Genomic DNA, 15,411 nt, shown 5'->3' on the forward strand with positions numbered 1-15,411 from the left:
TCCTCGCTCCCGCTAGCCCGGGGGCGAGGCTAATCTCCTGTTTCACCCCGCACTTTTTCTCACAACCTTCAACGCCTCGCCGTGAATTTGAGTATTATTGAGCGATAAAGTCGTGAAGGGATCCTCTATGAAGCAAATTCGAATGCTGGCCCAGTACTACGTCGACCTGATGATGAAGCTCGGGCTGGTGCGTTTTTCCATGCTGCTGGCGCTGGCGCTGGTCGTTCTGGCCATTGTCGTGCAAATGGCCGTGACCATGGTTCTGCATGGTCAGGTCGAGAGCATCGACGTGATCCGCTCTATTTTCTTTGGCCTGCTGATCACCCCATGGGCGGTCTATTTCCTCTCCGTGGTGGTTGAGCAGCTGGAAGAGTCCCGACAGCGTTTATCGAAACTGGTGGATAAGCTGGAAGAGATGCGCGAGCGCGATCTTAAACTCAACGTTCAGCTCAAGGACAACATTGCCCAGCTGAATCAGGAAATTTCAGACCGTGAGAAGGCGGAAGCCGAGCGTCAGACCACGCTTGAGCAGCTGAAAATTGAGATGAAAGAGCGTGAAGTCACGCAGATCCAGCTTGAACAGCAATCCTCTTTCCTGCGCTCGTTCCTCGATGCGTCGCCGGATCTGGTGTTCTACCGTAATGAAGATAAAGAGTTCTCCGGCTGTAACCGGGCCATGGAACTGTTGACCGGGAAAAGCGAAAAACAGCTGATCCACCTGAAACCTCAGGATGTCTATTCCGAAGAGGCGGCAGCAAAAGTGATGGAGACGGATGAAAAGGTCTTCCGCCATAACGTTTCGCTGACCTATGAGCAGTGGCTGGACTACCCCGACGGGCGCAAAGCCTGCTTTGAGATCCGCAAAGTACCTTATTACGACCGGGTGGGTAAACGTCATGGTCTGATGGGCTTTGGCCGTGATATCACCGAGCGTAAGCGCTATCAGGATGCGCTGGAGCGCGCCAGCCGTGACAAGACCACCTTCATCTCCACCATCAGCCATGAACTGCGCACCCCGCTGAATGGCATTGTGGGGCTGAGCCGCATTCTGCTGGATACCGAGCTGACCAGCGAGCAGGAAAAATACCTCAAAACGATCCACGTCTCGGCGGTCACGCTTGGCAATATCTTCAATGATATTATCGACATGGATAAGATGGAGCGCCGTAAAGTTCAGCTCGACAACCAGCCGGTTGATTTTACAGGCTTCCTTGCGGACCTGGAGAACCTGTCAGGTTTGCAGGCCCAGCAAAAAGGGTTGAGCTTTGTGATGGAGCCGACGCTGCCGCTGCCGCATAAAGTGGTGACGGACGGCACGCGGCTGCGTCAGATCCTGTGGAACCTCATCAGCAATGCCGTGAAGTTTACCCAGAAGGGGCAGGTTGCGGTGCGCATTCGCTATGACGAAGGCGACATGCTGCACTTTGAAGTTGAGGACTCGGGTATCGGCATTCCTCAGGAAGAGCAGGATAAGATCTTCGCCATGTATTATCAGGTTAAAGACAGCCACGGCGGTAAACCGGCGACCGGTACGGGCATTGGCCTGGCGGTGTCGAAACGTCTGGCGAAAAGTATGGGCGGGGATATCACCGTTGCCAGCCAGCCGGGTAAAGGCTCCACCTTTACGCTTACCGTCCATGCGCCTGCCGTAGCGGAAGAGGTGGAAGATACGTTTGAGAACGACGATATGCCGCTGCCAGCCCTGCACGTCCTGCTGGTGGAAGATATTGAGCTGAACGTCATTGTCGCCCGGTCGGTACTGGAAAAACTCGGTAACAGCGTGGATGTGGCGATGACCGGCAAAGCCGCGCTGGAGATGTTCACGCCGGGCGAGTACGACCTGGTGCTGCTCGATATTCAGCTACCGGACATGACCGGACTGGATATCTCCCGCGAGCTGACGCGCAAATATGCTCCTGACGAGCTGCCGCCGCTGGTGGCGTTGACCGCAAACGTGCTGAAAGATAAAAAAGAGTACCTCGAGGCCGGAATGGACGATGTGCTCAGCAAGCCGCTGGCGGTACCTGCCCTGACGGCGATGATCAAGAAGTTCTGGGATACCTGTGATGAAGAGGAGATCACCATGACGTCTGTTGATAGCGCCAAAGCCCAAACGATACTGGATACCGCCATGCTGGAGCAGTATATCGATCTGGTAGGACCAAAACTGATCACCGATGGCCTGGCCGTGTTCGAAAAAATGATGCCGGGCTATCTGAACGTGCTCGAATCCAACCTGACGGCGCGTGACCAGAAGGGCATCGTCGAAGAGGGACATAAAATCAAAGGCGCGGCAGGATCGGTCGGGTTACGTCATCTCCAGCAACTGGGCCAACAGATTCAGTCGCCTGATTTACCTGCCTGGGAAGATAATGTAGGTGATTGGGTCGAAGAGATGAAACAGGAGTGGCAAAACGATGTGGCAGTGCTGAAAGCCTGGGTAGATGCCAGAAAAAAATGACCCCGGCTATACCGGGGTGCGCGAATACTGCGCCAACACCAGGGAAATCGTGGCTGCGCCTGATTTTTGTGGGTTGTTTTCGCATGGACGCCGCCTGAAAATTGAGGCCGCACGCAGATAAGATAGCAAATCTTAAACAGTTTGTTACATGAATCAGTGAAATGTGTGAAGCATAGCGTTTTAATCAGAATTTTTAATGTGCTTCAGCGAGTTGCTTAGAAGGATCGTCAGAATGAAGAAAGTGGGTGTCGTGCTGAGCGGATGTGGCGTTTACGATGGTTCAGAGATACATGAAACCGTATTAACGCTGCTGGCATTATCGCGGCAGGGGGCAGACGTTCTCTGCTTCGCGCCGGATAAAACTCAAGCAGACGTAATGAATCATCTTACCGGCGAGCCAATGGCGGAAAGCCGTAACGTGATGATTGAAGCAGCACGTATTGTGCGTGGAGATATTCATCCGCTGGCACAGGCCGATGCCGCTGAACTTGATGCGCTCATCGTGCCGGGCGGCTTTGGCGCGGCAAAAAACCTGAGCACGTTTGCAACAGAAGGCGCGGCGTGCCATGTCGATCCCGATTTGAAAGCGCTATCGCTGGCGATGCATGCAGCAGGTAAGCCGCAGGGCTTTATCTGCATTGCGCCAGCCATGCTGCCGAAAATTTTTGATTTCCCGCTGCGGCTCACGATCGGAACCGACATTGATACCGCTGAAATTATCGAGGATATGGGCGGCGAGCACGTGCCATGCCCGGTCGACGACATTGTGGTGGATGAGGACAACAAAATCATCACCACGCCGGCGTATATGCTGGCGCAGAATATCGCTGAGGCTGCCGCAGGCATTGAAAAGCTGGTGGACAGAGTGCTGGTTCTTACCGAATGAGTCGTAAATTATCCCCTGGCGGGTGGTTAAAACGGATCCTGCTGCGTATTGTGCTGGTCCTGACCGTTTTTTGGGGCGGAGGCATTGCGCTGTTCAGCATCCTGCCCGTCCCGTTCTCCGCCGTGATGGCAGAGCGGCAGATTAGCGCCTGGCTCTCGGGTGATTTTGGCTATGTTGCCCACTCAGACTGGGTCGGCATGGATGAAATCTCCCCGTGGATGGGGCTGGCGGTCATTGCGGCAGAAGATCAGAAATTCCCGGAGCACTGGGGTTTTGACGTGGCGGCTATCGAGAAGGCGCTGGATCATAATGAACGTCATGAAAACCGCGTCCGCGGCGCGTCAACGCTTTCTCAGCAGACGGTAAAAAACCTGTTCTTATGGGACGGTCGCAGCTGGGTGAGAAAAGGGCTGGAGGCCGGGCTGACGCTGGGCGTCGAGACGGTGTGGAGCAAAAAACGCATTTTGACCGTCTACCTGAATATCGCGGAGTTTGGTGACGGCGTGTTTGGCGTCGAAGCGGCATCGCAGCGCTATTTTGGCAAGCCCGCCAGCAGGTTGACTATGTCCGAAGCGGCACTCCTTGCCGCCGTGCTGCCGAACCCGCTGCGTTTTAAGGCCAGCACCCCGTCAGGCTACGTGCGAAGCCGCCAGGCGTGGATTATGCGCCAGATGCGTCAGTTGGGTGGGGAAGGGTTTATGGAGCGAAATAATCTTATGTAGGGCGGGTAAGCGCAGCGCTACCCGCCGACATGGCGAACGTTAGTCTTCGTCAAACCCGGCGTTAAACAGGGCAATCACTGCCGCCAGCGCTTCTTCTTCCTGCGGGCCGGTGGCTTCAACTTCAATCTGGCGGCCTTTGGCAGAATCCAGCATCAGCAGGGCGATCACGCTATTGGCTTCTGCCTCGGTTCCCTCGTCGTTGCGCAGCAGCACCTCAGCATCAAAACCCTGCATCAGCTCAAACAGCTTCATCGCCGGGCGCGCATGCATGCCCAGCTTATTGGTGATTTCGACGGTCTGTTTTACGGTCATGTTTTGCGTTTTTCCAGCGTGCGATGACGGGACTGAACGTTCTTTCCGCGTGAGCGGAAGTAATCGGCCAGCTGTTCGGCAATGTAGACCGAACGATGTTTACCGCCGGTACAGCCAATCGCCACCGTCAGGTAGCTACGATTGTTTGTTTCCAGCATAGGTAACCATAGCTCAAGGTAGCTTCGCGTCTGGTAGATAAAATTGTGCACTTCTGTGTGTCGGTCGAGGAACGCCGCCACCGGCTTATCCAGACCGGTCATCGGACGCAGTTTCGGATCCCAGTGCGGGTTCGGCAGGAAACGCACATCAAAAACGTAATCCGCATCGATAGGTATGCCATGCTTAAAGCCGAAGGATTCAAACACCATCGTCAGTTCACGCTCGCGCTTGCCGAGTAAGCGCGTACGCAGCATTTCCGCCAGCTCGTGGACGGACATTTCAGAGGTGTCGACAATCAGGTCGGCCCGCGAACGCAGCGGCTCAAGCAGATCGCTCTCTTTATCGATGGCGCTTTCCAGCGAAAGATTTTTACTGGAGAGCGGATGCAAACGACGTGTATCGCTGTAACGGCGGATCAGCGTGTTGCGGTCAGCGTCCAGGAACAAGAGCTGAGGCGAGAAGCATTCCGGCAGGCTGTTCATTGCCTGCTCGAAGATTTCCGGCGATTCCGGCATGTTACGCACGTCAATACTGACGGCGGCAGAGATTTGCCTGTCCGCCAGCGTCCGCGCCAGATCGGGTAACAACACTACCGGCAGGTTATCTACACAGTAAAATCCCATGTCTTCCAGCGCGCGCAGGGCCACGGACTTCCCGGACCCCGAACGACCGCTGACGATCATCAGCACCATGTTCCGTTTCTCCTCAGGGCAGCCGTTCTGAAGGCCCTTTCCCGATTATGCCTCATCCTGATTGCCTTCTGCTTCAGTGATAATTTGATAAAGCTCTTCATCACTTTGGGCTGAGCGCAGTCGACGACAAATGGTTTTATCCGCCAGACGTTTGGCAACCAGCGACAGCGTGTGCAGGTGGGTCTTGGTCTGATCGGCAGGAACCAGCAGTGCGAAGAGCAGATCCACAGGCTGGTTATCAATGGCGTCAAAAGCGATAGGCGTTTCCAGTTGCACAAACACCCCCACGGCACGCAGCGTATCTTCTTCCAGCTTGCCATGCGGGATCGCAATGCCATTGCCGATGCCGGTACTGCCCATTTTTTCACGAGTCAGAATGGCTTCAAACACGATCTGCGGCGGCAGACCCAGCTGTTTTGCGGCCAGCTCACTGATGATTTCCAGCGCACGTTTTTTGCTCTGGCAGTGAACGCCACTGCGGGTACAATCCTGGTTAAGGACATTGCTCAGTTGAAGAGCGGAATCGTTGTTTATCATAATTTCACCTAAGCGCTAACTGTACAAATGGCCTGTTGTGTTTCACAACAGGCCGTCCTGCACCCGTTAACTGCCCGGACAATTAGTGTTGTTTCAGTTTATCTTTATGTTTATTGAGCTGTCTCGCAAGCTTATCAATCAAGCCGTCGATAGCCGCGTACATGTCTTGCCCTTCCGCACTGGCATGGAGTTCCCCTCCGTTGACGTGCAGGGTCGCATCCGAGATATGCGTCACTTTCTCCACTTTCAACACAACATAGACCTGGTTGATCCTCTCGAAATACTGCTCGAGTTTCGCAAACTTAGTGTTTACAAAATCGCGTAAAGCCTCAGTAATCTCGACGTTATGTCCGGTGATATTGAGCTGCATAGTGTCTTCCTTATCGGTTGTGTCAAACCAGTTGTTTACGCTGGTTAGACGGCGGAATGGATAAAGACTCTCGATACTTCGCGACAGTACGACGTGCCACCATAATACCCTGATCGGACAGCATGGTGGTTAACTTACTGTCACTGAGTGGCTTCGCGGGGTTCTCCGCGGCGATCAACTTCTTCACCAGTGCGCGAATGGCCGTCGACGAGGCTTCGCCGCCGCCTTCGGTGTTCACGTGGCTGGAGAAGAAATACTTAAGCTCAAAAATACCGCGTGGGCTGTGCAGATACTTCTGCGTGGTCACGCGGGAAATGGTTGATTCATGCATCTCGACGGCCTGGGCTATGTCCGCCAGCACCATCGGTTTCATAAACTCTTCGCCCTGCTCAAAGAATGCCTGCTGCTGTTCGACAATACAGCGGCTGACGCGCAGCAGCGTGTCATTACGGCTCTCCAGACTCTTAATCAACCAGCGTGCTTCCTGAAGGTTGCTGCGAATGTATTGATTATCAGCGTCGTTACGGGCGCTGGTGCACATGGAGGCGTATTGCTGGTTGATTTGCAGGCGAGGAATGCTGTCGGCGTTCAGTTCAACGACCCAGCGGCCATTGTGTTTTCTCACCAGCACATCGGGAATGACATATTCCGGTTCGCTGGTCTGAATCGACTGCCCCGGACGCGGATCGAGCGACTGGATCAGATTCACCGCTTCCTTCAGCACCTCTTCTTTCAGGCGCGTGACGCGCATCAGGGTGCGGAAGTCGTGGTTCGCCAGCAGATCCAGATGATCGCTGATGATGAGCCGGGCTTCGTCAATCCACGGTGTCTCTTTAGCAAACTGCGAAAGTTGGATCAGAAGGCAGTCACGCAGATCTTTCGCGGCGACGCCAATCGGGTCGAAACGCTGAACGCGTTTCAGGACGGCTTCGATCTCTTCCAGTTCAATCTCGTCATCGCCGATGCTTTCAAGAATCTCGTCCAGCGTCACGGTCAAATAGCCCGTGTCGTCAACGGCATCGACAATCGAGGTGGCAATGGCGCGATCGGTATCGGAGAAAGGCGTCAGCTCCACCTGCCACATCAGGTAGTCCTGAAGCGATTGGGTAGTTTCGCCCTGGTAGACCGGGAGTTCATCGTCCTGGTAGTCTGCACGCGTCCCGGAAGGGGTACCCGCGGTGTAGATTTCATCCCAGCTGGCATCCAGCGGCAGTTCGTCCGGCATCTCTTTCTGTTCGAGTGCATCTACGGAGTCGAGCGTTTCTGTGTCCTGCGTCTGCTGGGCGTCTACCTCGTCATGAAGATCGGTCTGCTCCAGCAGCGGATTGCTGTCCAGCGCCTGCTGGAGCTCCTGCTGGAGTTCTAACGTGGACAGCTGCAACAGACGGATTGCCTGCTGGAGCTGCGGCGTCATGGCCAGTTGCTGGCTGAGCCGTAATTGCAAACCTTGCTTCATGTTCAGAGCGTTTTTCTCCGGTTCGGCGTGACTTAACCTCTACCCTATCAGAGTCTGAAGTCTTCCCCAAGGTACACGCGCTTAACATGCTCATCTTCGAGGATTTGCTGCGGCGTACCGTGGGCAATCAGATGGCCCTGGCTCACTATGTAGGCGCGCTCACACACCGCCAGCGTTTCACGAACGTTGTGGTCCGTGATCAGTACGCCAAGCCCGCTGTCGCGCAGGTGTTCAATGATACGTTTGATATCGATAACGGAGATGGGGTCAACGCCCGCAAACGGTTCATCCAGCAGGATAAATTTCGGGTTTGCTGCCAGCGCGCGCGCAATCTCAACGCGGCGGCGTTCACCACCGGACAGCGCCTGACCGAGGCTGTCGCGAAGGTGTTCAATATGAAACTCTTCCATCAGCTCGTTCGCACGGTCAGTGCGCTGCTCGCTGGTCAGATCGTCACGGATCTGGAGCACGGCCATCAGGTTGTCGAACACGCTTAAGCGGCGGAAGATAGACGCTTCCTGCGGCAGATAGCCGATGCCACGACGCGCGCGGGCATGCAGCGGCAGCAGGCTGATATCTTCATCATCGATAATGATGTTGCCGGCGTCACGCGGGACGATGCCCACTACCATGTAGAAGGTCGTAGTTTTACCCGCGCCGTTAGGGCCAAGCAAACCCACGATTTCGCCGGAGTTGACGGTCAGACTGACATCTTCGACGACGCGGCGGCCCTTATACGCTTTCGCGAGGTTTTTTGCAGTTAAAGTTGCCATAACGAATTAGTTACTCTTTTTCTTTGCCGGAGCCTGACCGTTGTTCTTGTCCTGCAACTGCGAAGGCACAAGCACGGTCGTGACGCGTTTGCCTTTTTCGCTGGAGGCCTGCATTTTCTGCTCTTTCACCAGATAAGTGATCTTGTCGCCTTTGATATTGCTGTCCAGCTGTTCCAGGTAAGCATTACCGGTCAGGATGACCAGATCCTTCGCCAGTTCATAGTGCATATGCGAGGCATGGCCTTTCACCGGCTTGCCGTTGTCCTGCATCTGGTAGAAGGTGGCCGGGTTGCCATAACCATCGATAATCTCTTTCCCCTGCTCGCCGCCCGGACGGGTAACGACCACTTTGTCGGCGTTGATTTTGATGGTGCCCTGGGTCACAACGACGTTGCCGGTAAAGGTGACGACGTTACCCTGCATATCCAGAGACTGGGTATCGGATTCAATATGAATCGGCTGTTCGGTGTCGCCAGTCACAGCAAGCGCGGGAAGACTGGCCGCCAGCAGCGCGCTGGCGATAACAACTTTAAGGCTGAGTTTGTTTGTTTTGAATTTCATAGGAGGTTCTAACCTTTTCAATCAGCTCGGCGTTTTTGCTGCGTAAGTTCCCGCGCATTCTTAAACCGCTGGAATTAAATGTTGTGCCATACAGGGTGACTAAATCCTGCGACGTGACATCCTGGGTGACCAGGTTGATCTGGGCGTTATCCGTCGTAATTTTTCGCAGTTGCGCGTCAGCGGTCAGGGCGTTGACTTCAACGTGACCATACAGGTAAAGCATACGGTCATTTGTCAGTTTTGCCCGGTCAGACTTGATTGACCACGTCGGCACTTTGTCCGTATCAAAGGTGGTCAGGACCGGCTGGGTAAACCACGAGGTGCCGTCATCTGAAAAATATTCTACATGCTGAGCAACGAGGCGATAGTTCAGCGCACCTTCCGGGCTATAGACCACGGTGTCGCTGTGATCGCTTTTATAGGTCGGGTCGCTCGTGTTAACCACTTCCGCTTGCGTATCATCGCGGTCAGCGAGATTTACGCCAATCAGTATCAGGGCGACAAGCGCAAGCAGAATGATAACCCAACGTCTGGTTTTACTCATATCGATTGCCCTTTCGCCTCATCAAGCTTGCCCTGCGCCAGCAGAAGCAGATCGCAGACTTCACGGACGGCGCCACGGCCACCGTGAATATGGGTAACGTAATCAGCACGCGGGATCAGCAGCGGGTGCGCGTCAGCCACGGCGATGCTCAGACCCACCTCCGCCATGACTGGCCAGTCGATCAAATCATCCCCGACGTATGCCACATTCTCTGGCGCAATGGCCAGTTTTCCCAGCAAATCCCGGAAGGCTACCATCTTATCAGACTGTCCCTGATAGAGATGCGTAATGCCCAGCGTTTCACACCGATCTTCTACCAGTTTAGCTTTCCGCCCGGTGATGATTGCAACTTCAATACCGGACGTGAGCGCACAGCGGATACCGTAACCGTCGCGAACGTTAAAGGCTTTCAGCTCTTCGCCGTTATTGCCCATATAAATCAGACCGTCGGAGAGCACACCATCCACATCGAGGATCAGCAGGCGGATATTTTCCGCCTTTGACATCATGTGGGCGCTCACCGGGCCATAACAGGTTGCAAGGGATGCACCCGCATTACTCATTGTCTTATCCTTCATTACACTACGCCAGCGCGCAGCAGATCATGCATATGTACCACACCCAGCAGTTGGTCGCCATCGGCAACCATCACTGAGGTAATATGACGGGACTGCATCAGGTTCAGCACATCTACCGCCAGCGTGCCGGGACGGACGCGGATCCCTCCTGGTGTCATTACATCAGCGATGCCCAGCGTTCGGACATCCACACCCATATCGAATACCCGGCGCAGGTCGCCGTCGGTGAAAATGCCCTGAATCTTCATCAGATCGTCGCAGATAACCGTCATGCCCAGGTTTTTACGGGTGATCTCCAGTAACGCGTCGCGCAAAGAGGCCTCTTTGCTGACGTGCGGGATCTCATCCCCGGTGTGCATAATATCGTTAACCCGCAGCAGCAGTTTGCGCCCGAGCGCGCCGCCGGGGTGAGACAGGGCGAAATCTTCTGGCGTAAAACCGCGGGCTTCCAGCAGCGCAACGGCAAGGGCATCGCCCATCACCAGCGCGGCGGTTGTGCTGGAGGTCGGCGCCAGCCCCAGCGGGCAGGCTTCTTTAGGCACCTTCACGCACAGGTGAATATCCGCCGCGCGCGCCATGCTGCTTTCCGGGCGGCTGGTCATGCAAATCAGCGGTACGTGCAGACGCTTCAGCACCGGGATCAACGCCAGGATTTCATTCGATTCCCCGGAGTTGGACAGCGCAATAACCACGTCCTGCGGCGTAACCATGCCGAGGTCACCGTGCGCGGCTTCACCGGGATGAACGAAGAATGACGACGTGCCGGTACTGGCAAAGGTCGCCGCCATTTTGCGCCCGATATGGCCGGATTTGCCCATCCCCATCACCACGACTTTACCGGCGCAGTAGAACATCTTCTCACAGGCCAGACTAAAATCCTGATTAATGTACTGATCTAACTGCGCCAGACCTTCACGTTCAATCTCCAGAACGTCTTTGCCTGCTTTCTGAAAGTCAAAACCCGGCTGCAATTCTATTTGCGACATAATGCGTTTCCGTTTACCCAGAGAGAAGTGGCGAAAGCCAGTACAGCATCGCCAGCCATACGATAAATCCACCCGTCAGCAGCGCGCCTGCGCCTTTGCCGATCTGCTCTTTTCGCCGCCAGCAGAGCAGGGCGAAAATTACGCTGACCAGCAGCATTACACCGTAATCGCGCGTGAAGACCATAGGGTTAAACGGCCCCGGTGAGATTAATGCCGGCAGCCCCGTCACGATCGCGATATTGAAAATATTCGAGCCAATGATATTGCCGATGGCGATATCATCTTCCCCTTTACGCGCCCCGGCGATGGCGGTAGCCAGCTCTGGCAGGCTGGTGCCGATAGCGATGACCGTCAGACCGATTGTCAGTTCGCTCATCGCAAACGCGTTCGCCAGCACCGTCGCGTTATCGACCACCATCCGCGTGGCCATTGGCATGATAATCAGCGCGACGCCCAGCCACAGCAGGGCGACGGGTAAGGTCCCTTCCCGGGGCAGCTCGGCGAGGTGCTCACGCGTGAGGCTATCGTTACCCTGTTTTTCCGCCAGACGTGCGATCTTCACGCTGTAAAGCAACCAGATCACGGCCAGGGCGAGCAGGAATATACCGTCACCGACGCTCAGCACCCCGTCATAAAGCACATAGCCCGCCAGCAGACTGACGACTAACATTAACGGCAATTCCCGGCGCAAAACATCAGAATGCACGCGAAATGGATGCAGTAATGCGGCTAAGCCTAAAATCAGCAAGATATTGACGATGTTAGAGCCAATCGCGGTGCCGATAGCGAGGTCAACCTGGCCATGCAACGAGGCTGAAACAGAAACGATGATTTCAGGAAGCGATGTGCCTACACTGACCACCGTCATGCCGATAATGATGGGCGGCATGCCAATGAGTCGACAGAGAATGGATGCGGCAAAGACCAAACGGTCAGCACTGTAGACCACCAACAGTAAACCAATTATTAACAGTGCTGTTGCTAAAAGCATCAAAAGTCCTTTCTTCAGGTATACTCGCTGGTCCACTGCGCACGAATTTTAGCGCCAGATGAAGTCTGAGACGTGACGAATTCCTAATTTTGACTTTATGCGCCGGAAAAGTAAAACAAATGCCAGCTTTCGCTAACCCCAATAGTGAATATTCTGTAAAAATGCGGGGTTTAGGGCTGATTTACGCTTCATGCCAGCCGTGAAGCAAGGTAAGTAAGGAACCATAAATGAGCCAAACGATGGCGAATATAGTCGATGTCCGGGGCGTCAGTTTTTCTCGCGGCAACCGGTTAATATTTGATGATATTTCGCTGACCGTGCCGCGCGGTAAAATCACCGCCATCATGGGGCCGTCAGGGATCGGTAAAACCACGTTGCTGCGTCTTATCGGCGGGCAAATCCCCCCTGACAGCGGCGAAATTCTCTTCGACGGCGAAAACGTCCCGGCGATGTCTCGCTCGCGCCTCTACACGGTTCGCAAACGGATGAGCATGCTCTTTCAGTCGGGGGCGCTATTCACCGATATGAACGTTTTTGACAACGTGGCCTATCCGCTGCGTGAGCACACCCATCTTCCTCCTGCGCTGTTGCACAGCACGGTGATGATGAAGCTTGAAGCCGTGGGGCTGCGGGGGGCTGCGAAACTCATGCCGTCCGAACTCTCGGGTGGGATGGCGCGCCGCGCCGCGCTGGCGCGTGCTATTGCCCTGGAACCCGATTTAATCATGTTCGATGAACCGTTCGTCGGGCAGGACCCCATCACCATGGGCGTGCTGGTGAAGTTAATTTCGGAGCTGAACAGCGCCCTTGGCGTCACCTGCGTGGTGGTTTCCCACGACGTGCCGGAAGTGCTGAGTATCGCTGATTACGCCTATATTGTGGCTGACAAAAAGATCGTCGCCCACGGCAGCGCGCAGGCGTTGCAGGAGAATGGCGATCCGCGCGTGCGGCAGTTCCTGGACGGTATCGCAGATGGGCCGGTGCCTTTCCGCTATCCGGCGGGCGACTATCATGACGATTTACTGGGAATAGGGAGTTAAGCCACTCATGCTGTTAAATGCGTTGGCGGGTCTTGGACACCGTGGCCTAAAAACCATCAGTACGTTCGGGCGTGCCGGATTAATGTTGTTCAACGCGCTGGTCGGCAAACCGGAGTTCCGCAAGCATGCGCCGTTACTGGTGCGGCAGCTCTATAACGTCGGCGTGCTGTCGATGCTTATCATCATCGTGTCGGGTCTGTTTATTGGCATGGTGCTGGGGTTGCAGGGGTATCTGGTACTGACAACCTACAGCGCGGAAACCAGCCTTGGCATGCTGGTGGCGCTCTCGCTGCTGCGTGAACTCGGGCCGGTGGTTGCCGCGCTGCTGTTCGCCGGGCGTGCCGGGTCAGCGTTGACGGCGGAAATTGGCCTGATGCGCGCCACCGAGCAGCTCTCCAGTATGGAGATGATGGCAGTCGATCCGCTGCGCCGGGTGATCTCGCCGCGCTTCTGGGCCGGGGTTATCTCCTTGCCGTTACTGACTATCCTCTTTGTGGCGGTAGGTATCTGGGGAGGCGCGCTGGTTGGCGTTAACTGGAAAGGCATTGATGCCGGATTCTTCTGGTCTGCCATGCAGGACGCCATCGATCTGCGGATGGATCTGGTGAACTGTCTGATCAAGAGCGTGGTTTTCGCTGTGACGGTTACCTGGATTGCGTTGTTTAATGGTTACGATGCCATTCCGACGTCGGCGGGCATTAGCCGTGCAACGACGCGTACTGTCGTACATTCGTCGCTGGCCGTTTTAGGTCTGGATTTTGTGCTCACCGCACTGATGTTTGGGAATTGAGTTCATGCAAACGAGAAAAAATGAAATTTGGGTTGGCGTGTTTCTGCTTCTGGCGCTGCTGGCCGCGCTGTTCATCTGCCTGCGAGCGGCGGACATCACCTCTGTTCGCGCCGAGCCGACGTACCGTATCTACGCGACTTTCGATAACATCGGCGGCCTGAAAGCGCGCTCACCGGTGCGTATTGGTGGCGTCGTTATCGGACGTGTCGCCGACATTACGCTTGATGAGAAAACCTATCTGCCGCGCGTCGCGATGGATATCGAAGAGCGCTATAACCACATTCCGGACACCAGCTCGCTTTCTATCCGCACCTCTGGCCTGCTGGGGGAGCAATATCTGGCCCTTAACGTTGGTTTTGAAGATCCTGAGCTGGGAACGACTATCCTTAAAGACGGTAGCGTAATCCAGGATACCAAGTCAGCGATGGTGCTGGAAGATATGATTGGTCAGTTCCTTTACAACAGTAAAGGGGATGATAAAAAGTCTGACGATGCCCCTGCGCAGAGTGAAGACCACACCAACGTCGAACCGACGCCAGGCGCGACGAATTAATTTCAGGAGAAGTTATTCATGTTTAAACGACTGTTAATGGTTGCCATGCTGGTCATTGCCCCTCTTACCGCGGCGCACGCTGCGGATCAGAGTAACCCGTACAAACTGATGAATGAGGCCGCGAAGAAAACCTTCGACCGTCTTAAAAACGAACAGCCAAAAATCCGTTCTAACCCTGATTATCTGCGTGATGTGGTGGATCAGGAGCTGCTGCCGTATGTGCAGATCAAGTACGCGGGCGCACTGGTGCTGGGCCGTTACTACAAAGACGCGACCCCGGCGCAGCGCGAGGCTTACTTTGCGGCGTTCCGTGAATACCTGAAACAGGCTTACGGCCAGGCGCTGGCGATGTATCACGGGCAGACCTATCAGATTGCCCCTGAACAACCGCTGGGCGATGCCACTATCATTCCTATTCGCGTGACGATTATCGATCCAAACGGTCGTCCACCGGTTCGTCTGGACTTCCAGTGGCGTAAAAACAGTCAGACCGGAAACTGGCAGGCGTACGACATGATCGCTGAAGGCGTCAGCATGATCACCACTAAACAGAACGAGTGGAGCGATCTGCTGCGCACTAAAGGCATTGATGGCCTGACGGCTCAGCTTCAGTCCATCTCTCGTCAGAAAATTACCCTGGACGAGAAGAAGTAATGTCACAGCAGCTTAGCTGGGCGCGTGACGGCGAGACGTTGACGCTGACGGGAGAGCTGGATCAGGATCTGCTTAACCCGCTGTGGGACGCTCGCCATAACGCGATGCAGGGCGTGACGCTGATTGATCTCCATGGCGTCACGCGGGTAGATACCGCCGGTATCGCCCTGCTGGCGCACCTGGTGGCCACGGGCAAAAAGCAGGGGAGTAGCGTCACCCTGACGGGGGTAAGCGATAACGTGATTACCCTTGCACAGCTTTACAATTTGCCCGAAGACGTATTACCTCGCTAATTTTTTCAGTACGTTACTTCTGAAAGCCCCGACAGTTTACGCGTCGGGGCTTT

19 protein-coding genes are annotated in these 15,411 nt (G+C 55.0%); 8 read left to right on the forward strand and 11 right to left on the reverse strand.

The annotated features are described in order from the left end of the window. Positions 1-127: 127 nt before the first annotated feature. From arcB to mtgA, 3 genes are all read left to right on the forward strand, one after another. A complete protein-coding gene (gene arcB, locus ACOTX4_RS00320) occupies positions 128-2,461 on the forward strand; it encodes an aerobic respiration two-component sensor histidine kinase ArcB (RefSeq protein WP_045331539.1) in 2,334 nt (777 codons plus the stop codon). 232 nt (positions 2,462-2,693) lie between these two features. Then, entirely contained in the window at positions 2,694-3,347 is a 654-nt protein-coding gene (gene elbB, locus ACOTX4_RS00325) for an isoprenoid biosynthesis glyoxalase ElbB (RefSeq protein ID WP_045331540.1), read from the forward strand. Then, on the forward strand, positions 3,344-4,069 hold the full coding sequence (gene mtgA / locus ACOTX4_RS00330; protein ID WP_045331541.1) for a monofunctional biosynthetic peptidoglycan transglycosylase: 726 nt from the start codon (positions 3,344-3,346) through the stop codon (positions 4,067-4,069). Before elbB ends, mtgA begins: the two co-directional genes overlap by 4 nt. Before the next feature lie 39 nt (positions 4,070-4,108). Here mtgA and npr read toward each other — a convergent pair whose 3' ends face one another. The 11 genes from npr to ACOTX4_RS00385 form a co-directional block, all read right to left on the reverse strand. Beyond that, positions 4,109-4,381: a PTS phosphocarrier protein NPr gene (gene npr, locus ACOTX4_RS00335; protein WP_003861872.1), complete on the reverse strand. Its 273-nt coding sequence runs from the start codon at positions 4,379-4,381 to the stop codon at positions 4,109-4,111. After that, positions 4,378-5,232, reverse strand: coding sequence for an RNase adapter RapZ (gene rapZ / locus ACOTX4_RS00340; protein ID WP_003861870.1), 855 nt, complete (start codon positions 5,230-5,232; stop codon positions 4,378-4,380). Before rapZ ends, npr begins: the two co-directional genes overlap by 4 nt. A 45-nt stretch (positions 5,233-5,277) precedes the next feature. After that, positions 5,278-5,769, reverse strand: coding sequence for a PTS IIA-like nitrogen regulatory protein PtsN (gene ptsN, locus ACOTX4_RS00345; RefSeq protein WP_003861869.1), 492 nt, complete (start codon positions 5,767-5,769; stop codon positions 5,278-5,280). Positions 5,770-5,851: 82 nt separating this feature from the next. After that, the gene (hpf, locus tag ACOTX4_RS00350; RefSeq protein ID WP_003861866.1) at positions 5,852-6,139 is read right to left on the reverse strand and encodes a ribosome hibernation promoting factor; all 288 of its coding nucleotides are present in this window, start codon (positions 6,137-6,139) and stop codon (positions 5,852-5,854) included. 22 nt (positions 6,140-6,161) lie between these two features. Then, entirely contained in the window at positions 6,162-7,595 is a 1,434-nt protein-coding gene (gene rpoN, locus ACOTX4_RS00355) for an RNA polymerase factor sigma-54 (RefSeq protein WP_003861864.1), read from the reverse strand. Between the two features lie 47 nt (positions 7,596-7,642). Beyond that, positions 7,643-8,368, reverse strand: coding sequence for an LPS export ABC transporter ATP-binding protein (gene lptB / locus ACOTX4_RS00360; protein ID WP_003861862.1), 726 nt, complete (start codon positions 8,366-8,368; stop codon positions 7,643-7,645). A 6-nt stretch (positions 8,369-8,374) separates the two neighbouring features. Beyond that, positions 8,375-8,929 carry a lipopolysaccharide ABC transporter substrate-binding protein LptA gene (lptA, locus tag ACOTX4_RS00365; RefSeq protein WP_003861860.1) on the reverse strand — a complete coding sequence of 185 codons (555 nt, stop codon included), beginning with the start codon at positions 8,927-8,929 and terminating at the stop codon, positions 8,375-8,377. Beyond that, the gene (lptC, locus tag ACOTX4_RS00370) at positions 8,898-9,473 is read right to left on the reverse strand and encodes an LPS export ABC transporter periplasmic protein LptC (protein WP_003861858.1); all 576 of its coding nucleotides are present in this window, start codon (positions 9,471-9,473) and stop codon (positions 8,898-8,900) included. Before lptC ends, lptA begins: the two co-directional genes overlap by 32 nt. Beyond that, the gene (kdsC, locus tag ACOTX4_RS00375) at positions 9,470-10,036 is read right to left on the reverse strand and encodes a 3-deoxy-manno-octulosonate-8-phosphatase KdsC (protein WP_003861856.1); all 567 of its coding nucleotides are present in this window, start codon (positions 10,034-10,036) and stop codon (positions 9,470-9,472) included. The genes lptC and kdsC overlap by 4 nt, the downstream gene beginning before the upstream one ends. 14 nt (positions 10,037-10,050) lie before the next feature. Beyond that, positions 10,051-11,037 carry an arabinose-5-phosphate isomerase KdsD gene (gene kdsD / locus ACOTX4_RS00380; RefSeq protein ID WP_003861853.1) on the reverse strand — a complete coding sequence of 329 codons (987 nt, stop codon included), beginning with the start codon at positions 11,035-11,037 and terminating at the stop codon, positions 10,051-10,053. Between the two features lie 13 nt (positions 11,038-11,050). Further along, positions 11,051-12,028: a calcium/sodium antiporter gene (locus ACOTX4_RS00385; RefSeq protein ID WP_003861852.1), complete on the reverse strand. Its 978-nt coding sequence runs from the start codon at positions 12,026-12,028 to the stop codon at positions 11,051-11,053. Positions 12,029-12,255: 227 nt separating this feature from the next. Here ACOTX4_RS00385 and mlaF point away from each other — a divergent pair, with 227 nt between their 5' ends. The 5 genes from mlaF to mlaB are packed head-to-tail and all read left to right on the forward strand — an operon-like array spanning position 12,256 to position 15,358. Next, positions 12,256-13,068: a phospholipid ABC transporter ATP-binding protein MlaF gene (gene mlaF, locus ACOTX4_RS00390; RefSeq protein WP_003861850.1), complete on the forward strand. Its 813-nt coding sequence runs from the start codon at positions 12,256-12,258 to the stop codon at positions 13,066-13,068. Positions 13,069-13,075: 7 nt separating this feature from the next. Further along, on the forward strand, positions 13,076-13,858 hold the full coding sequence (gene mlaE, locus ACOTX4_RS00395) for a lipid asymmetry maintenance ABC transporter permease subunit MlaE (protein ID WP_003861848.1): 783 nt from the start codon (positions 13,076-13,078) through the stop codon (positions 13,856-13,858). Positions 13,859-13,862: 4 nt separating this feature from the next. Then, a complete protein-coding gene (mlaD, locus tag ACOTX4_RS00400; RefSeq protein ID WP_003861847.1) occupies positions 13,863-14,411 on the forward strand; it encodes an outer membrane lipid asymmetry maintenance protein MlaD in 549 nt (182 codons plus the stop codon). Positions 14,412-14,429: 18 nt separating this feature from the next. After that, complete coding sequence (gene mlaC / locus ACOTX4_RS00405; RefSeq protein ID WP_003861845.1) at positions 14,430-15,065, forward strand: phospholipid-binding protein MlaC; 636 nt, start codon at positions 14,430-14,432, stop codon at positions 15,063-15,065. Then, entirely contained in the window at positions 15,065-15,358 is a 294-nt protein-coding gene (mlaB, locus tag ACOTX4_RS00410) for a lipid asymmetry maintenance protein MlaB (protein ID WP_003861843.1), read from the forward strand. The genes mlaC and mlaB overlap by 1 nt, the downstream gene beginning before the upstream one ends. Positions 15,359-15,411: the final 53 nt, after the last annotated feature.

The sequence above is a fragment of the Enterobacter cloacae complex sp. IR5459 genome (assembly GCF_049238005.1).
Classification (GTDB): domain Bacteria; phylum Pseudomonadota; class Gammaproteobacteria; order Enterobacterales; family Enterobacteriaceae; genus Enterobacter; species Enterobacter hormaechei_C.